General features: G+C 38.8%; 15 protein-coding genes and 1 other annotated feature. Of the genes, 2 read left to right on the top strand and 13 right to left on the bottom strand.

The window, feature by feature from the left end:
- The first annotated feature begins 58 nt into the window (after window positions 1–58).
- Window positions 59–820 (top strand): nicotinamide riboside transporter PnuC, encoded by a 762-nt coding sequence (gene pnuC, locus JOC36_RS00610; protein WP_205144571.1) that lies wholly within the window; start codon window positions 59–61, stop codon window positions 818–820.
- 109 nt (window positions 821–929) lie between these two features.
- On the opposite strand, the gene rpmA is transcribed toward pnuC, so the two are convergent.
- Together rpmA and rplU are read right to left on the bottom strand one after the other, a co-directional pair.
- Window positions 930–1,241 carry a 50S ribosomal protein L27 gene (gene rpmA, locus JOC36_RS00615; protein ID WP_205144572.1) on the bottom strand — a complete coding sequence of 104 codons (312 nt, stop codon included), beginning with the start codon at window positions 1,239–1,241 and terminating at the stop codon, window positions 930–932.
- Window positions 1,242–1,268: 27 nt separating this feature from the next.
- Window positions 1,269–1,571: a 50S ribosomal protein L21 gene (gene rplU, locus JOC36_RS00620; RefSeq protein ID WP_205144573.1), complete on the bottom strand. Its 303-nt coding sequence runs from the start codon at window positions 1,569–1,571 to the stop codon at window positions 1,269–1,271.
- Between the two features lie 43 nt (window positions 1,572–1,614).
- Window positions 1,615–1,687, bottom strand: a sequence feature (ribosomal protein L21 leader region).
- A gap of 283 nt (window positions 1,688–1,970) precedes the next feature.
- On the opposite strand from rplU, the gene JOC36_RS00625 reads away from it, so the two are divergent.
- The gene (locus JOC36_RS00625; protein WP_205144574.1) at window positions 1,971–3,941 is read left to right on the top strand and encodes a CDP-glycerol glycerophosphotransferase family protein; all 1,971 of its coding nucleotides are present in this window, start codon (window positions 1,971–1,973) and stop codon (window positions 3,939–3,941) included.
- A gap of 38 nt (window positions 3,942–3,979) precedes the next feature.
- Here the strand turns inward: JOC36_RS00625 and JOC36_RS00630 are convergent, their stop codons facing one another.
- The 11 genes from JOC36_RS00630 to JOC36_RS00680 all read right to left on the bottom strand — a co-directional run bounded on the left by JOC36_RS00630 (window position 3,980) and on the right by JOC36_RS00680 (window position 13,836).
- A complete protein-coding gene (locus tag JOC36_RS00630; protein WP_205144575.1) occupies window positions 3,980–4,846 on the bottom strand; it encodes an alpha/beta hydrolase in 867 nt (288 codons plus the stop codon).
- Window positions 4,847–4,894: 48 nt separating this feature from the next.
- On the bottom strand, window positions 4,895–6,178 hold the full coding sequence (dltD, locus tag JOC36_RS00635; RefSeq protein ID WP_205144576.1) for a D-alanyl-lipoteichoic acid biosynthesis protein DltD: 1,284 nt from the start codon (window positions 6,176–6,178) through the stop codon (window positions 4,895–4,897).
- Window positions 6,171–6,410 carry a D-alanine--poly(phosphoribitol) ligase subunit DltC gene (gene dltC, locus JOC36_RS00640; RefSeq protein WP_205144577.1) on the bottom strand — a complete coding sequence of 80 codons (240 nt, stop codon included), beginning with the start codon at window positions 6,408–6,410 and terminating at the stop codon, window positions 6,171–6,173. Before dltC ends, dltD begins: the two co-directional genes overlap by 8 nt.
- Before the next feature lie 23 nt (window positions 6,411–6,433).
- Complete coding sequence (dltB, locus tag JOC36_RS00645; RefSeq protein WP_205144578.1) at window positions 6,434–7,678, bottom strand: D-alanyl-lipoteichoic acid biosynthesis protein DltB; 1,245 nt, start codon at window positions 7,676–7,678, stop codon at window positions 6,434–6,436.
- Window positions 7,675–9,216, bottom strand: coding sequence for a D-alanine--poly(phosphoribitol) ligase subunit DltA (gene dltA, locus JOC36_RS00650; RefSeq protein WP_205144579.1), 1,542 nt, complete (start codon window positions 9,214–9,216; stop codon window positions 7,675–7,677). Before dltA ends, dltB begins: the two co-directional genes overlap by 4 nt.
- Window positions 9,217–9,234: 18 nt before the next feature.
- Window positions 9,235–9,369: a teichoic acid D-Ala incorporation-associated protein DltX gene (gene dltX / locus JOC36_RS00655; RefSeq protein WP_205144580.1), complete on the bottom strand. Its 135-nt coding sequence runs from the start codon at window positions 9,367–9,369 to the stop codon at window positions 9,235–9,237.
- Between the two features lie 305 nt (window positions 9,370–9,674).
- Window positions 9,675–10,082: a hypothetical protein gene (locus tag JOC36_RS00660; RefSeq protein ID WP_205144581.1), complete on the bottom strand. Its 408-nt coding sequence runs from the start codon at window positions 10,080–10,082 to the stop codon at window positions 9,675–9,677.
- Window positions 10,079–10,246, bottom strand: a complete 168-nt coding sequence (locus JOC36_RS00665; RefSeq protein WP_205144582.1) for a hypothetical protein — start codon at window positions 10,244–10,246, stop codon at window positions 10,079–10,081. The genes JOC36_RS00660 and JOC36_RS00665 overlap by 4 nt, the downstream gene beginning before the upstream one ends.
- 643 nt (window positions 10,247–10,889) lie before the next feature.
- Complete coding sequence (locus JOC36_RS00670; protein ID WP_205144583.1) at window positions 10,890–11,207, bottom strand: hypothetical protein; 318 nt, start codon at window positions 11,205–11,207, stop codon at window positions 10,890–10,892.
- A gap of 339 nt (window positions 11,208–11,546) precedes the next feature.
- Window positions 11,547–12,005, bottom strand: coding sequence for an SMI1/KNR4 family protein (locus JOC36_RS00675; RefSeq protein ID WP_205144584.1), 459 nt, complete (start codon window positions 12,003–12,005; stop codon window positions 11,547–11,549).
- Window positions 12,006–12,666: 661 nt separating this feature from the next.
- On the bottom strand, window positions 12,667–13,836 hold the full coding sequence (locus JOC36_RS00680; RefSeq protein WP_205144585.1) for a site-specific integrase: 1,170 nt from the start codon (window positions 13,834–13,836) through the stop codon (window positions 12,667–12,669).
- Between the last annotated feature and the right edge of the window lie 365 nt (window positions 13,837–14,201).

Consider the following 14,201-nt stretch of genomic DNA (forward strand, 5'->3'; position numbering starts at 1 on the left):
ATAAACATAAACACGCTGCATTTTTTAACTTAGGGTATTTAATTAGGAAGGAACTATGATGTTTAACGCAATTGTAACTAAGACTGGTTCAGTATTTGAAACGACTTTCCAAGGCTGCTTACATGCCTTCAGCCCAAAATATGAGGCCAAAGAAATCAAGCAGTTCAATGTCGTTGATTGGGCTTTAATGGCTATCATGTTGCTAGCACAATTAATTGTCTTTTTCTCAGTCCATGATTATTCAACTGGTGCCATCATTTCGCTCGTGGCTGGTCTAACCATGGTCGTTTCCCTTATTTTTGTTAACAAAGGGTTACTTTCAAACTATGCCTGGGGCTTAATTTCTGCGATTGCATGGCTTGTAATTGCCATGATGAATCATCAAATTGGTTCAACTTATACGCAATACTTCTACATCGTCATGCAATTCGTAGGAATGTATTTCTGGCAAAAGGATATGAATACGAACAACAGTGATCATGTCCATGCCAAGCGTTTAACACGTCTCCAATTCATCTTAGTTTTGTTGGCGGCGGTCGTACTATACTTCATCTTGAACCGTAACATTGCGGCGAATGATGGTGTCTTGCCATTGTTTGAAGCCGCCTTGCTACCACTTGGGATTGTCGGCCAAATTCTTATGTCATTTGGTCAACGCTCACAATGGTTGTTCTGGATTACCATTAATGTCTTGAACGTAGTAATTTATATCCACCTACTCCAACAAGACCAGGCTGGTTCTACCACAATGTTGATGACGAATATCATTATGTTATTGAATTCATTCTATGGTACTTACCAATGGATGAAAGAAAACTAAACTAAAAAAGCGTTGCATCCCCAATTGGTGGTGCAACGCTTTTATTTTTAAACTTTAAGCATCAAAAAAGAGCCCTACCAAAATGGTAAGGCTCTTTAATTAAGTTTAATTACTTAGCGATCATTTCGTTGTATTCTTCACGAGAAACAACAGAAACTTGGCGCTTGTCACGGCCCATACGACCGAACTTTACAACACCATCAGTCAAGGCGAACAAAGTATCGTCGCCTCCGCGACCAACGTTTACACCTGGGTAGATGTGAGTTCCACGTTGACGGTAAATGATTGATCCAGCTTTGATATCTTGACCATCTGCACGCTTCGTACCTAGACGACGTCCAGCTGAGTCACGACCATTGGCTGATGAACCTCCACCTTTGTGGTGAGCAAGCATCGTCAAGTTGTTCAAATTTAATTCCATGATTTAAATCCTCCTCTTTCCGATGTCTTAGGCAATGGCGTCAATGACAACCTTAGTATAAGGTTGGCGATGACCTTGCTTTGAGTGTGAGTGCTTCTTTGGCTTGTACTTGAAAGTAACAACCTTCTTTTCCTTACCTTGCTTCTCAACAGTTCCAGTTACTGATGCACCATCAACATAAGGTGTACCGAACTTACCGTCAGCGAAGATAACCTTGTCAAAAGTAACCTTTTCACCTGCTTGGGCATCTAGCTTTTCGACGTAGATTGTATCACCAGCGGCAACCTTGTATTGCTTGCCACCAGTCTCAATAATTGCATATGCTGCCATGAGTCTGCAGACCTCCTATAATTTTATAATGCTAGCAGTGCTAGCGACAACTTAGACTCACCGTGCCTGCGGGTCTTAGACCACTTAATACGGGCGACGAATGGTTGCAGTTTGTGGGTCACACAAACACAACATAAGTATTATACATAAATGGGCCCATGAATTCAAGCATAATTCTGCCGACTAAGCCTATTTATCTACTAATTGCTGCCACGCTTTAGCATAAGCCGAGCATATCGTCCATGCAGAATGACATGTCAGCATGCAATGGGCCATTGAAGATTATATAAATTCATTAATGAACCCTTAAGGATAGGCTAAATTCGTTTAACTACCATTGGGACCATTGTACAATATGTGTTGACGAAACAGAAACTTTTATGGAGGGATGTGCGCAGTATGGCTACTTATGTAAAGGCTCACTATTCACAGGGCCAGTTTATTATTTCAAGTGAAAGGGTATTACCGAGTCTTCGGGTTGAAGGCATTAATTCAGAAACCTATTTTTCTGATGAAGGTGCTCATTCGTATACGATTGATGCTACGCAAGTGATCAACTTTATGCAATCAGAAAACATCATCAGCGCACGTGTTGTTTTTGGTTCACCCGTTGATGCTGAAACGATTGATTTAAAGCATGAGAACTTTTTAGTCCCTGAAAATAAACTATCAGCTAGTGTTGGCAGTGACCATGTGTATCTATTTATGGATGCTGATGGCAATATGTGCTTCACGCTTAACCAGTTACCAAGCGGTTACGCGCTATTTAGAAGTGCTAATTTAGTTAATTTGGAACAAACTAAGGACAACATCAAGGTGACCCTCGATGTTTATTCCAATGTTGTCACACCAGCCAATATCCAATTAATTATTGGCGAAAACAACACTGAACAAAGTACCCACATTGCCACAGCCGTGACATCAACTTTTGATATGGGTCAAAGTATCTTTAAAAGTCGGGTGATTAGTGAATTCTCACCAGTTTCAATTAGCAAGAACTTTGATTTCACGCCCCAAAAACAACCAAATGGTGAAAAAGTAGCCTTCACCTTCTGGTTGAACATTGATCAAGATCAACAAGATATTCAAAATGTGACGCAAGCTTTGAAGATTGATAATCAGCCTGATTTCCAGGAACTCTATCTTAGCTATGATCAACAAAATTGCTTGCTCGCACAACCAGCTTTGACGAATGAGCGTCAACTAACTTATTCAACCAGCTTTGTGCCCAAGGAACTCCAAATTCAATTAGCGGCTTACCAAGCCAAGAATCCGACGCTCCAACAACAAGCACCACATGACAAGCCGATTATTTTGATTATGGAGACGGTAAATTCGGCCCATGATAATGGCTCAGTAATGTTTAACTATTTGAATCGCTATTACGCTAAGCAATTTGATACGTATTATGTTCTTGCCAAGGATTCATCAGAACGTGACAATATTGAACGTTATGATGACCACATTATTGATTTTCAAACCCCGCGCCACTTAGAACTATTCTTAATGGCTGACGCCTTCTTGTACACCCATTTCGTCACATACTTAATGCCATTTGATTCAGAATACCTCATGCAAAAAATCATCCAAACACCAAAGATTGATTTACAACATGGTATCGCTGGCTTAAAGGCGCAACCTAAAGACGTCAAGCCTTTGCCAAATACGCAAATCGTGGTTAGTTCAGACCGTGAAGCCAACTTCGTTAAGGAAGAATTTGATTACACCGATAAGCAAATCTTGTTAACAGGCATGCCACGTTTTGATGGTATCTTGCGGAATCGTGCTTGGTCATCATTTAAGGCTCGTCGCCACGTCTTGATTATGCCAACTCGTCGTCGGAAGTTAATTAACTTGTCTGACGATGATTTCAAGGAGAGTACGTTCTATCAAACTTATATGTCCCTTATCAATAGCCCTGAATTGAAAAAGCTAGCTGATAAGAAGCATTTGCATATCTCATTTGCCTTGCACCCAGCTATGCAACAATATATGCCTTTGTTCACATCAAAGTTTGTTAAAGTCATGAAGGAACCCCGCAATGATTTGCAAAATCTATTGCGTCGCAACCAAGTCATGATTACTGATTATTCAAGTATTAGTTTTGACTTCGCCCTCCAAAACCGTCCGGTCATTTATTATCAATTTGATCAACTGGTTGAGAACCGGCACTTTGAAATTGACCCTCACGATATTGTTGGACCAGTCGTTGATAATGAATCTGATTTAATTATGGCATTAAAAAATGCCATTCGTCAGGAACATTTAACGCCGGCACAACGTTCACAATTACCTGAGAATATCTATAAGCAAATGGATACCCATGCCCGTAAACGTGTCGCTGAAGCCGTTAAAAATCTATTCAAATAACAAAAACGATGAAACGCAATTTGCGTTCCATCGTTTTTTTAATGCTTATTATCCATAAAATACTGGTCAACCGCTTGTAAAGCCACTTTCGCTTCTGGCAACATTTGCCACATCAAGAAATCATGAATCATCTCTGAATGGATCTCACAAGTAACTTGATTACCTGGTTCCTGTGCCATTGTTTCAGCTAACTGCTCAACGGCTGGTACACTCACCTCATTCTCGCCACTATCAAAACGCACCTGCCCCAAATCAGCATAGTTTGTTTCATGCATAAAATCGAATGGCGTAAACGCAACATCCTCTTGCATTTGTTGCATCTGATCAGCATCAAGGACTAAATCGGCATCTCTTTGTTCGGGCGTTGCTGAAAATGTGCGATCAGGACATAGAGATAACAACTCCATGGCTGAATAACGCGCTAGCCCTTGGTCTCGAATATCAAAGGCTAAGCGCAACGCAATATTGGCCCCCGCTGAATCACCAAAAATGAAATGGGATCCAGTCGTTTGTTGCACCCAATTTTGATAAACCTGTAACGTCCATCCCTGAATCCGCGCTGTATCATCTGGTGCTAATGGATAATCCGGTACAGTTACCGCATACCCCATCTTTAGAAAGGCCGTAACAATTCGGTTAAACGCCAGCGAACGTTCCATCACAAAACCACCACCGTGAATCATGAATAATTCACCTTTGATGGTGTCAGTGAGGGTTAACCGCTGAACTAACCGCTCATCTAAGTAATATTGCTCGCGCTGAACACTTTGTGGAAATGTATCATCAAGCGGACGTTCGTCAATTGGCTGTTCGTAAGTCTGCGCAAAATTATTCATCAACTCTTGTCGATACTTAGTTTCTTTTAACTTTTGATTTAATGCTCTTGCTGTCGCTGAAATCGGCATAACTTCCTCCAAAAAAGGCGCATGACATTCCTGCCACCCGCGCTTTTTTTATTGTTTAAATTGTGTGAATTTATCGTGAGGCTTAGGCTTGTAATTAGCCCAACTCTTATCAAAGAATTTATGATTCATTTGATAATGTGGTTGCTTTTGTTTATGCATCAAGAATGGTGCCACATGATCATCAAATGCCAACCAACCTTGCCAGCCAAGATGAATCGTGTCTTGCATGAAGTGCTTCTTACCACCATCGCGTGACAAATCGGCCACATTGTTAAAGCCTTGTGAATGTAATTGATACTTCATTTTGGCAACCGATTTCTGATACATACTCTGGCTCAATCCAGTATAACGAGACCACTTTTCATTCACCGGTGGAATCACAAACATCACATTTGTATCTGAAGCAGCAAATTGCTCCAAAACCAATTGGAAATCATTGTATTCCTGTGATTGTTCATATGAAAAATGCTTTTGGGTATTCTTAAAGCGTGCTGGGTTACCCTTAAAGCGCTTCATATAGAATGTATTATTGATCCCAAAATCATTGTTATCTGTCTTAGCCGTCGCATTTTTATTAGCAATTTCACTTAACTTTTGACGATTATAAGTCTTAGGTAAGTGTTTGCTATTTGCCACAATCCGATTCTCATAATTTTTACTCATCTTCCAATCACTGAAGAAAGCATCTTCATGATTGTTCATTGATAACTGCAAATTAATACGTTTGCGATCCCAGTTACTCAATGGCTGACCATCAGCCACCTTTTGCATCATACCTTTAATTGAGCTGCTAGGCATTGTTTTTAGGAAACGCTTAGCCGCATAGCGATCAACTTCTGTACCACGTTGATGTTTCAAGAAATCAAGTCCTTGAGCATTACTGTAGTAAATCGGGAAGCTCTGTTTCAATGTACTTTTATTATCAGGCACAAACCATTGTGGTGAGATCACAAATACGGCTTGCCTATGCTGAATTTCTGGTAACATCTGTTGCATTGCAAAATAATGCGTCAATGAGGTTGCTCCTTTTTGACCTAACAAAAATGGACGATAACCTCGGTGATAACGGTCAGCTAACACTGCTGGATGCATTGAATCCGTCCGAGTCCATTCACTTGACCCAAAAAATGGTACAAAGCGATGATTTGGATCACCCAATGCTTGGTTTTTCAAAACACTACTTTTGAAAACAGTCGCTGACGTGGCAACTGCCGCCCGCTTTTCTTGCAATAAATTGTGTTTTGGATGCGTATTGGCTGCAAAAATACATCCAACCACTAATACCATCGCACATAACAGTGGCCCAAAAATCAGCCAAAGTTTTTTACGCATTCTGTAATTCCTTTACACCTTCGACAATCTTATTAGCTGTATTCCAATCATTCCGGCCCATTTCTGAAACAGGAATCTTAATGCCAAACTTAGCCTCAAGGTTAACAACTAATTCAACAACAGCCATTGAATCAAGAACACCTGCGTCAAACAAGTCTTCATCCATCATATCTGAAACATCTTCCATAAATAAATCTTCGATTGTTGCGATTACTTCTGCTTGTACGTCCATTGTAAATACCCCTTATTTAATAATTAATGGAACCATAGTCGGTTCAAGAAACCTGAGAAAATCAAAAATGTAAACATCGTAAAGTTAAATGTGATAAAAATGGCAACACCCTGTGTGAACCAATTGCTTGGCAATGGTGCTAAACCGGCCTTCTTACGGGCCAAATTCTTCTGCTTCTTTTGACGAAGCCACCAATCGTTGACAATCAAGCCCATCGCATGTAAGAAGCCATATAGGATATACCACCATGTTACACCATGCCAGAATCCCATGACCAACATATCCACAAGATAAGCCACACTTGAAGTCACGTTACGATTCTTAAATACTTTATTTCGCGTTAAGACTAAGACTAAACGCATAAAGACATAATCACGGAACCAGAAACTCAAAGTCATGTGCCAACGATTCCAGAAATCCTTCATGTTCTTAGCCATAAACGGCTTATTGAAATTGATTGGTGTATTAATTCCCATCAATTTTGAAATAGCAATCGCAAAAAGCGAGTATCCTGCAAAATCAAAGAAAAGATAGAAACCATAACTATACATCACACCAATTGTTGGTAGATTGAAGAATCCACCGTGGGCCATAGCGGACATTTGAAAACGCGTTAACAAGAAAGTTTGAATCATGTAGGCCACGATAAACTTGTAGAAGAAACCAAGCATGATATTCCAAACCGCGCTTTGCACATAGTCGACATATTCAGAACGACTTGGCGCATTCTCGTAATCCTTTTCAAAACGAGAATAACGATCAATTGGCCCAGACGAAAGCGTTGGCATGAAGAGTAAGAACCGGAGTGTTGACCACACTTTAGCATGCTTCAAGACGCCATCACGCATTTCCATCAGCATTCCCACTGATTTGAAGGTCAAATATGAAATTCCTAAGAACCCAATAATTGAAGCTTTCCCTTGATTAAAGACCGGATGTAATTTAACAATAACCAGTGGCAAAATCGCTAACGCCACCATAATGTAGAACGTCCAATTACCATCCTTGTTTCGTCGATAATATTGATACCACTGTACTAAGGCCGTTTGCCAAATAATGTATCCGACCAACGCGTAAAACTGTGGCCATTTGGGACCGGCAAACATCAATAGAATGAACACAAATGAGAAAACTGCTTCATAAATTTGAAAACGACGGCCAAAGAACAAACCAATCACAATTGGGATTAGCCCTAGAATCAAATAGCCAAAGTACATTGGGTCAGCATAAGGCTGCATATTCGGCAGAGCTGCTAACCAATTTGTCATGACTTATTCACCTCGGCAATCAAGGCTTTAATATCCACTTTCCCATTTGGCGTAAGTGGTAATTCATCACGATAAATAAAACGTGAAGGCATCATGTAAGGCATCATATCATCAGACAACGTCGCCTTAATGGCTTGCGTTAACTTCAATGGCTTATCATACTGCTCTAACAAACCAGGCTTTGGTACCACATATGCCAACAATTGTTGAACTTTATGTTGATCATTGTAACGTGGCACCGCCACCGCTGATTCGACCATATCTGAAAGGTTAAGAATATGTGACACTTCTTCCAACTCAATCCGATAACCATTGAATTTAATTTGGAAGTCCATCCGGCCGGCATAATGTAGCAAACCATCATCATCCATAATCCCATAATCTCCAGTATGGTAAGCCGGCTGTCCATTATATTCGAAAAAGGCCGTTGCTGTCTTTTCAGGATTATTCAAATATCCCTTAGAAACAGCAGGTCCAGTCACTACAATTTCACCCTTCTCACCATTTGGCACCTCATTACCATCAAGATCTAAGATATAAGTTGGTGAATCTGGCTTCGTATAACCGATTGGCAAGCGTTCGCCACTAGCCAACATCTCATCAGTAATCGCCACCGCTGATAAGGCAACCGTTGCTTCAGTTGGCCCATAAGCGTTTACAATACGAGCATCTGGGAAACGTTCACGTAAACGTTGAGCTGTACTTACCGTTAATTCTTCACCATCAAAGTAGAAATACTTAATTTGTGGCATTTTTTCAGCATTGAAGTCATCCGATAGCATCACCATATCTGCAAATGAAGGCGTTGATGTCCACACTTCAATTGGCAAGTCAGGTAAGACCGCAAACAATTGCTTGAAGTCTTCAATAACTGGACGTGGCAAAGCATATAGCGTACCACCCAAGGCCAAGGTTGGTGCCCAATACATCACTGAAAGGTCAAATGAATAAGGTGGTTGTGCTAACATTTGTGGCTGCTTGGGTGCACTAAATGCTTCCGCTGTAATCATCCAATTCGTAAATGAAAGTAGATTATTATGTGAAATTTGCACGCCCTTAGGCTTACCCGTCGTTCCAGAAGTAAAGATAATATAGTAGTTATCATCCCCACTAACAGCGTGTTCCATTTGATAGTCCACATCAGCTTGCATAACAATGCGTAACTTTTGTGGTTCAACCACCGGAATATCTAATCCATCAATTGGTAATGGATCAACTGCGACAATTGCCGCTGGTTGTGCAATTTCCAAAATTGACGTTAAGCGTTCATTTGCCGAATTAATATCAACTGGAATGTAGGCATGTCCTGATTTAGACAGACCAACAAAGGTAACCAAGGCTTCATACTCTTGTCCAGCAAGCACCATCACTGGTGCTTTAGCTGGCAAATTCAAACCATCGATATAGGCTGCCACTGCATCTGAATCATGTTTTAAATCAGCATAAGTGTGATGCTCACCTAAGACATCATACACAGCTTGGTCACCTTGTGTTGCTGCATAATTATCGATGGTCGTAAGCATATTTTCAATCTTCATGATTATTCTCCGTACCTGTTAGAATTCGTTGTAGATGAAGTTACCTTGACCATGTCCAAGGTATCCATATAGATATAACAAAATTAATAAGACGATCGTGTAGAACAATGTCTTCACGATAAAAAGCCAAAAATTGGCATGTCTTTTAAACATTTTTGGATTATCCCCCCAATGCATCAGTTTCACGAAATAAAATCTATGTTGCGAGATTATTACGATTTTATCATGTTTTGATTTCAAACTTCCAGGATACTTTAGTAAGTAAACCGTTTGGAAACCGTTTACAACTCTCTTATTATGGGATTAAGAAAAGTTTTATTATTTTTAGATTAGTAAATATATACGACAAAATTTCAATTTTTTTAAATAAGTTTGCGCTTTTAAAATTCAGTAGCCCCACTCTTTTAAAAATAAAAACCCCTTAATTCATAAAAATCATGAATTAAGAGGTCACGTGATTATAAATCACCTTTATCAATTTTTTCTTGCGCGTCCATGTACAAGTTTTTAATCAATTCATAGGCTTGGAATACACTATCACTCGTACCATTGATTTGCTTTAACGCATCATCAACATCATCCAAGAATGTATAGGCAAAATCGTCATCTACTCGAGTAATCGACATCACAACTTTGTACGTTTCAAAATTCTTGTAAGCATCCAACTTTTTAAGATCATATTGTTGCTTAGTCAAAATTTCATCATAAATATAATTAATAAAATTCAACGTCACATCCAACACCTTACGCTTAGCATCTCGTTTGGCTTTACGTTGTTGTACGAAAGGAATCCCAATGATGGCAATAAAACCCACCACTAATACCAAGGTATTCACCCAAAGGGCCATTGTCATTGTCATTGTCATTTTTTATCATCCTCAAAAATCTTCTTAGCGGCGCGAGCCTTATCTTGATATTCTTGACCGACTTCCTTACCTAATTGAGCATAGTCATTGCCTAACTCGGCCCCATTATCCTTAATCTTTTCTGCTTTATCTCGTAAGGCATCCAGCTTCTCTGTTAAATCCATAGTATCCTCCATTTAATAACGTCAAGGCACATTATAGGCTTGTCACATGATAAAGTCACGCAGTCTGAAATACCCCACCACAGGTACTAAAATATGCCTTGCCTTTTTAAATCCAAGTAGCTACAATTAGGTATAGAAAAAGCGCTAGGTAAGTGCGAATTACCTAACGCAACACGTTTTGTAAGTGTTTTGAGTGTTAAAGTCGGTTACTTCTTATCGAAGTGATCGGCTTTTTTCTTGTTTTCATAAGCAATCGATAAATACACTAGGAATTTACCCAAAGCTACAAGAAAGATAGACCAGTCTATCAAACTCAAACACCCTTCTCTAGTTTGTGCCAAGCCACCACCTCCCGTTTTGTAAGATTTACTGTAAACGCGGTGTCTTAACACTTACTTTTGAAACGTGCATGCCAAATTACGAGAGCGACTCGCTTTAGCACAGCATTAGTTATACCCTAAAAAGGCTGCTGCTTCCAAAAGCTTTTTCCCCTTTTCAAAAATACTTAGCCTTGACGATTTCCCGGATGCTTCTCACCAATTGTGAATGACTTCATTTCAGTTGCCTTATGCTTACCTTCCTTCTTTCGAAACAGAAACATTATATTTATAATTTCCCCATCGTGCAGGAACTCCCACTTTTTTTAATTATCCAGCCCAAAAGCCGTTTTGGTCTCTGCCAGCAAGTCACGCAATCTTTTTGGATTTTTACTATAACCATCTTGGATTTCCCTATCAACGGTTGCTACAAAATGCTTATACAATAGTGGAAAATTGACGTATGCAATTTTATCTATGTCATCATCATCACTTAAATCATATTTTCCTGCTGTGACTATCGTATGTTCAGCATAAACTGGGTACGCGTATAAATACTCTTGATATTCATCATTCCAATCATCACCATAAATTATTAAAGTCTGAGCCACACCCTTTTTTCTCTTGATCCATTTAATACCCATTCCGACGAACATACATAGTTTCACGACAAAAATTTTCAGCGGACTTTTTCCAAGTCTTACTCTTAGTAGTCTTAAGTCTTTTTCTTTTTTGCGCTTAACGTTGACCTTATTGACATCCTCCTTTGAACCAGGATACCCTTCTTAATTAGTCGCACGCCGTTCTTGGAAGTTCAATTTTGAAACAGCTTCTTCTGCTATTAAATAATGATTTTAGACTTCCCAAATGAAATTAGTTATATCAATATAACTAATTTATTTAAAACTATTGAGTTAAAAAAACACCTTATTAAAAGCTAGTCTTTCATTTCTAATCATAGAAATAATTTATCATATCGCTAATTAACTATCGATTTCGTCTTCTTCTTTTACTTTTTTATAAAAATAAGCTGAAAAACTATTATATGATTCTTCAGGTTCATCAACAAGTTCATAAGAAGCTTCATCTATTAGCTCAACCCTTTCACTGTATACATCTAGCACATACCATTCTCCCATACCCGACTCTTCTAAAATAAGATAATTACTAGGCAATCCTTCTGCTCTCTCAGTCTCAGTCACCCAAACAATATTAAATGTAGAATCAGAATCTAATGCTTCGTGGTTAAGCCCCTTAATTGCCATTCCACCATATATTAAAAAGCCATAATCATTTAGAAATTGCTTATACTCAGCTGGAAATGTTACAGATAATCTATTTTCCGCATAAATAATATCCTGATCCGTAGCATTTGCTGTAATTATGTCCAGATTATTCTTATTCTCTCGAATAATTGAATTTGCTTGATTATATACATCCATCACTTCCACACCCCTAGTTTATAATTAAAATCATTTACCGTATTTTTCCAATATTTTTTCTAATGAAACTTCGAAGCAATCTTACCACTTTTAACCGCCTTTTTGATTAACATTCCTGGTATACGAAATACCTTAGTTTGCCTGGTTTTTGAATTAAGCGGTTTAAGTGCTTAAATACCTTGCTTTGCTGGCAAATTGCGGTCGGCATGCCGTGAATTCATCCGACTAACAGCTTGATACCATTCACTCTTATCTTTTTAGACTTCGGTTTAAAGCATTTTTCGTTCTTTGAATCCTTACGAAATGAAGAAATATCTCGTTTCGTTTTAATAGATTTCTTGGATAACCATCCTGGCTTAAATACTGCTTCCCCTTCAATTTTAGTCATATAACATCAATCAATTAAAAAACCGCCATCCAAAAGGACGGCGGCCAAGTTTAATAGGCTAATTTATTAAATTTACAACACAGACAGCACGCAAAAGCAACGCAATTAGTTCATCTAACTTATCATACTTTCTGTAAGCAGTTCTATATTAGCCTTGTATATGGACCCAGTGGGACTCGACTGTGACCTCTAAAAACGCCTATATATCGGCATTCTTATGTTAAAGGCATATTACATAACACAAAAATCACTACAATACGGCATATAGCATAGCTATTTTTTTGCCATAATTTCACTAAACTTATCCGCAACCTCACGTCGAGCTTTAGGTGTCACATCCGCATAAATATTTGCTGTAATTGTAATATCCTTATGACCCAAACGTTCAGCAACCTTCTTTAATTCCACTCCATCCGAAATCAAAAGGCTAGCATGCGTATGCCTAAGTCCATGAAGGTTTAGATGTGGTAGTTGCTCCTCATGATTTTTATTAAACCAATCTTGAAATCTGTAAAAGCTGTTTGTAATTGAAGTTCGCGCATACGGAAATACAAAATCTTCAGTTTGAATTGGAGTACCACTTTTAAAACCTTCTAGCAGTTGTGCTTTGTGCCAGTCTTTAAGCTTATTGTGTGTTACTTTATCTATTTCTATAACCCTAACACCATCCCCATTTTTCAATCCACTTTCATATTTCCTTGTGCCATCTCCTAAGTATGTCATACGTCCATTAAGTGTTAACAAATTGTTAGCAAAATCCACGTTTTGCCACTGCAAACCTAACAGCTCGCCGATTCGCATACCCGTACGTAATAGGACAGTGTACACTGCTTTATACATTGGCTTATCATCATAATATTCATTAAATCCAGCTTCAAATAATTGAGCCTGGCCCTCGTTGTAGTATTTGACTTTCCTTGTCTGAGCTTTTTTAGGTCGAACTTTACGGATATGATCCAATGGATTTTCATCGCACTTAATATGTTCACTATCCACGGCATATTTAAACACTTGGCTAGCATAGCCTAGCATTTTCGTGGCTGTAACATACTTTGCTAAAAACACATTCACACGATCCTGCACCTCTTTACGCGTCATCCGTTCTAAATACATCCCACCAAACAATTCGGGCTGTAAAAGATGTAACTTAAAATATTGTTCCGTTTTATCTACAGTAGATTGCGTAAAACCTTGTTGTTTATATATATCAAACCACTCCTCAAAAGCTTCATCAAAAGTGTAATGTTGCTGTACTTTTGGTTTATCCCATTCAGGGACAAGCTCCCCCGTTTCAACATCCGTGATTAGCTGTGCCTCTTTTAGTCTTGCTTCTCGCATAGTTTCACACGTTGCATACTTGGTTTTACGCTTACCAGTTATATGATCATAGCCAACATACACCCGTACTTGATACTTCCCATTTTTCTTTTTCGTAATTGCCATATTTCTATGTTCCTTTCACAGCCTACCAAGCTATGTATTCCATTAAATGGATAGGATGAAACAGGTTAATCACATCTAAGATATTCGGTTATTAATCAAAAATTGGGGATGTATCCTGACATTTCGAACACCCTAAAGAAAGGTATTATTTATTGCCACCTCTGCCAAAACACAGTGCTTTTTAGCGTACTCCTTACAAAATAAGGTCATACATAGCAGCGATAAATGCCTATATATCAACACTTTAATCATGCAGTAAAGTGCTCACCATAGTCTAAGCATTGATATATCAACGTTTATAGCGTCTCAACATGCTAACTCTGTTCTAAAAACACGGCATATAACCGCACTTTTTAAAACTAGAA

The sequence above is a fragment of the Weissella uvarum genome (assembly GCF_016908785.1).
GTDB lineage: Bacteria > Bacillota > Bacilli > Lactobacillales > Lactobacillaceae > Weissella > Weissella uvarum.

What these genes read in the sequence shown, in the direction of transcription:
- dltC (WP_205144577.1), bottom strand. Translation starts at nt 6,410, where the DNA reads ATGGACGTACAAGCAGAAGTAATCGCAACAATCGAAGATTTATTTATG.
- dltX (WP_205144580.1), bottom strand. Translation starts at nt 9,369, where the DNA reads ATGTTTAAAAGACATGCCAATTTTTGGCTTTTTATCGTGAAGACATTG.
- JOC36_RS00630 (WP_205144575.1), bottom strand. Translation starts at nt 4,846, where the DNA reads ATGCCGATTTCAGCGACAGCAAGAGCATTAAATCAAAAGTTAAAAGAA.
- dltB (WP_205144578.1), bottom strand. Translation starts at nt 7,678, where the DNA reads ATGACAAATTGGTTAGCAGCTCTGCCGAATATGCAGCCTTATGCTGAC.
- JOC36_RS00660 (WP_205144581.1), bottom strand. Translation starts at nt 10,082, where the DNA reads ATGACAATGACAATGACAATGGCCCTTTGGGTGAATACCTTGGTATTA.
- JOC36_RS00675 (WP_205144584.1), bottom strand. Translation starts at nt 12,005, where the DNA reads ATGGATGTATATAATCAAGCAAATTCAATTATTCGAGAGAATAAGAAT.
- JOC36_RS00665 (WP_205144582.1), bottom strand. Translation starts at nt 10,246, where the DNA reads ATGGATTTAACAGAGAAGCTGGATGCCTTACGAGATAAAGCAGAAAAG.
- dltA (WP_205144579.1), bottom strand. Translation starts at nt 9,216, where the DNA reads ATGAAGATTGAAAATATGCTTACGACCATCGATAATTATGCAGCAACA.
- JOC36_RS00680 (WP_205144585.1), bottom strand. Translation starts at nt 13,836, where the DNA reads ATGGCAATTACGAAAAAGAAAAATGGGAAGTATCAAGTACGGGTGTAT.
- rpmA (WP_205144572.1), bottom strand. Translation starts at nt 1,241, where the DNA reads ATGGAATTAAATTTGAACAACTTGACGATGCTTGCTCACCACAAAGGT.
- dltD (WP_205144576.1), bottom strand. Translation starts at nt 6,178, where the DNA reads ATGCGTAAAAAACTTTGGCTGATTTTTGGGCCACTGTTATGTGCGATG.
- JOC36_RS00670 (WP_205144583.1), bottom strand. Translation starts at nt 11,207, where the DNA reads ATGGGTATTAAATGGATCAAGAGAAAAAAGGGTGTGGCTCAGACTTTA.
- pnuC (WP_205144571.1), top strand. Translation starts at nt 59, where the DNA reads ATGTTTAACGCAATTGTAACTAAGACTGGTTCAGTATTTGAAACGACT.
- JOC36_RS00625 (WP_205144574.1), top strand. Translation starts at nt 1,971, where the DNA reads ATGGCTACTTATGTAAAGGCTCACTATTCACAGGGCCAGTTTATTATT.
- rplU (WP_205144573.1), bottom strand. Translation starts at nt 1,571, where the DNA reads ATGGCAGCATATGCAATTATTGAGACTGGTGGCAAGCAATACAAGGTT.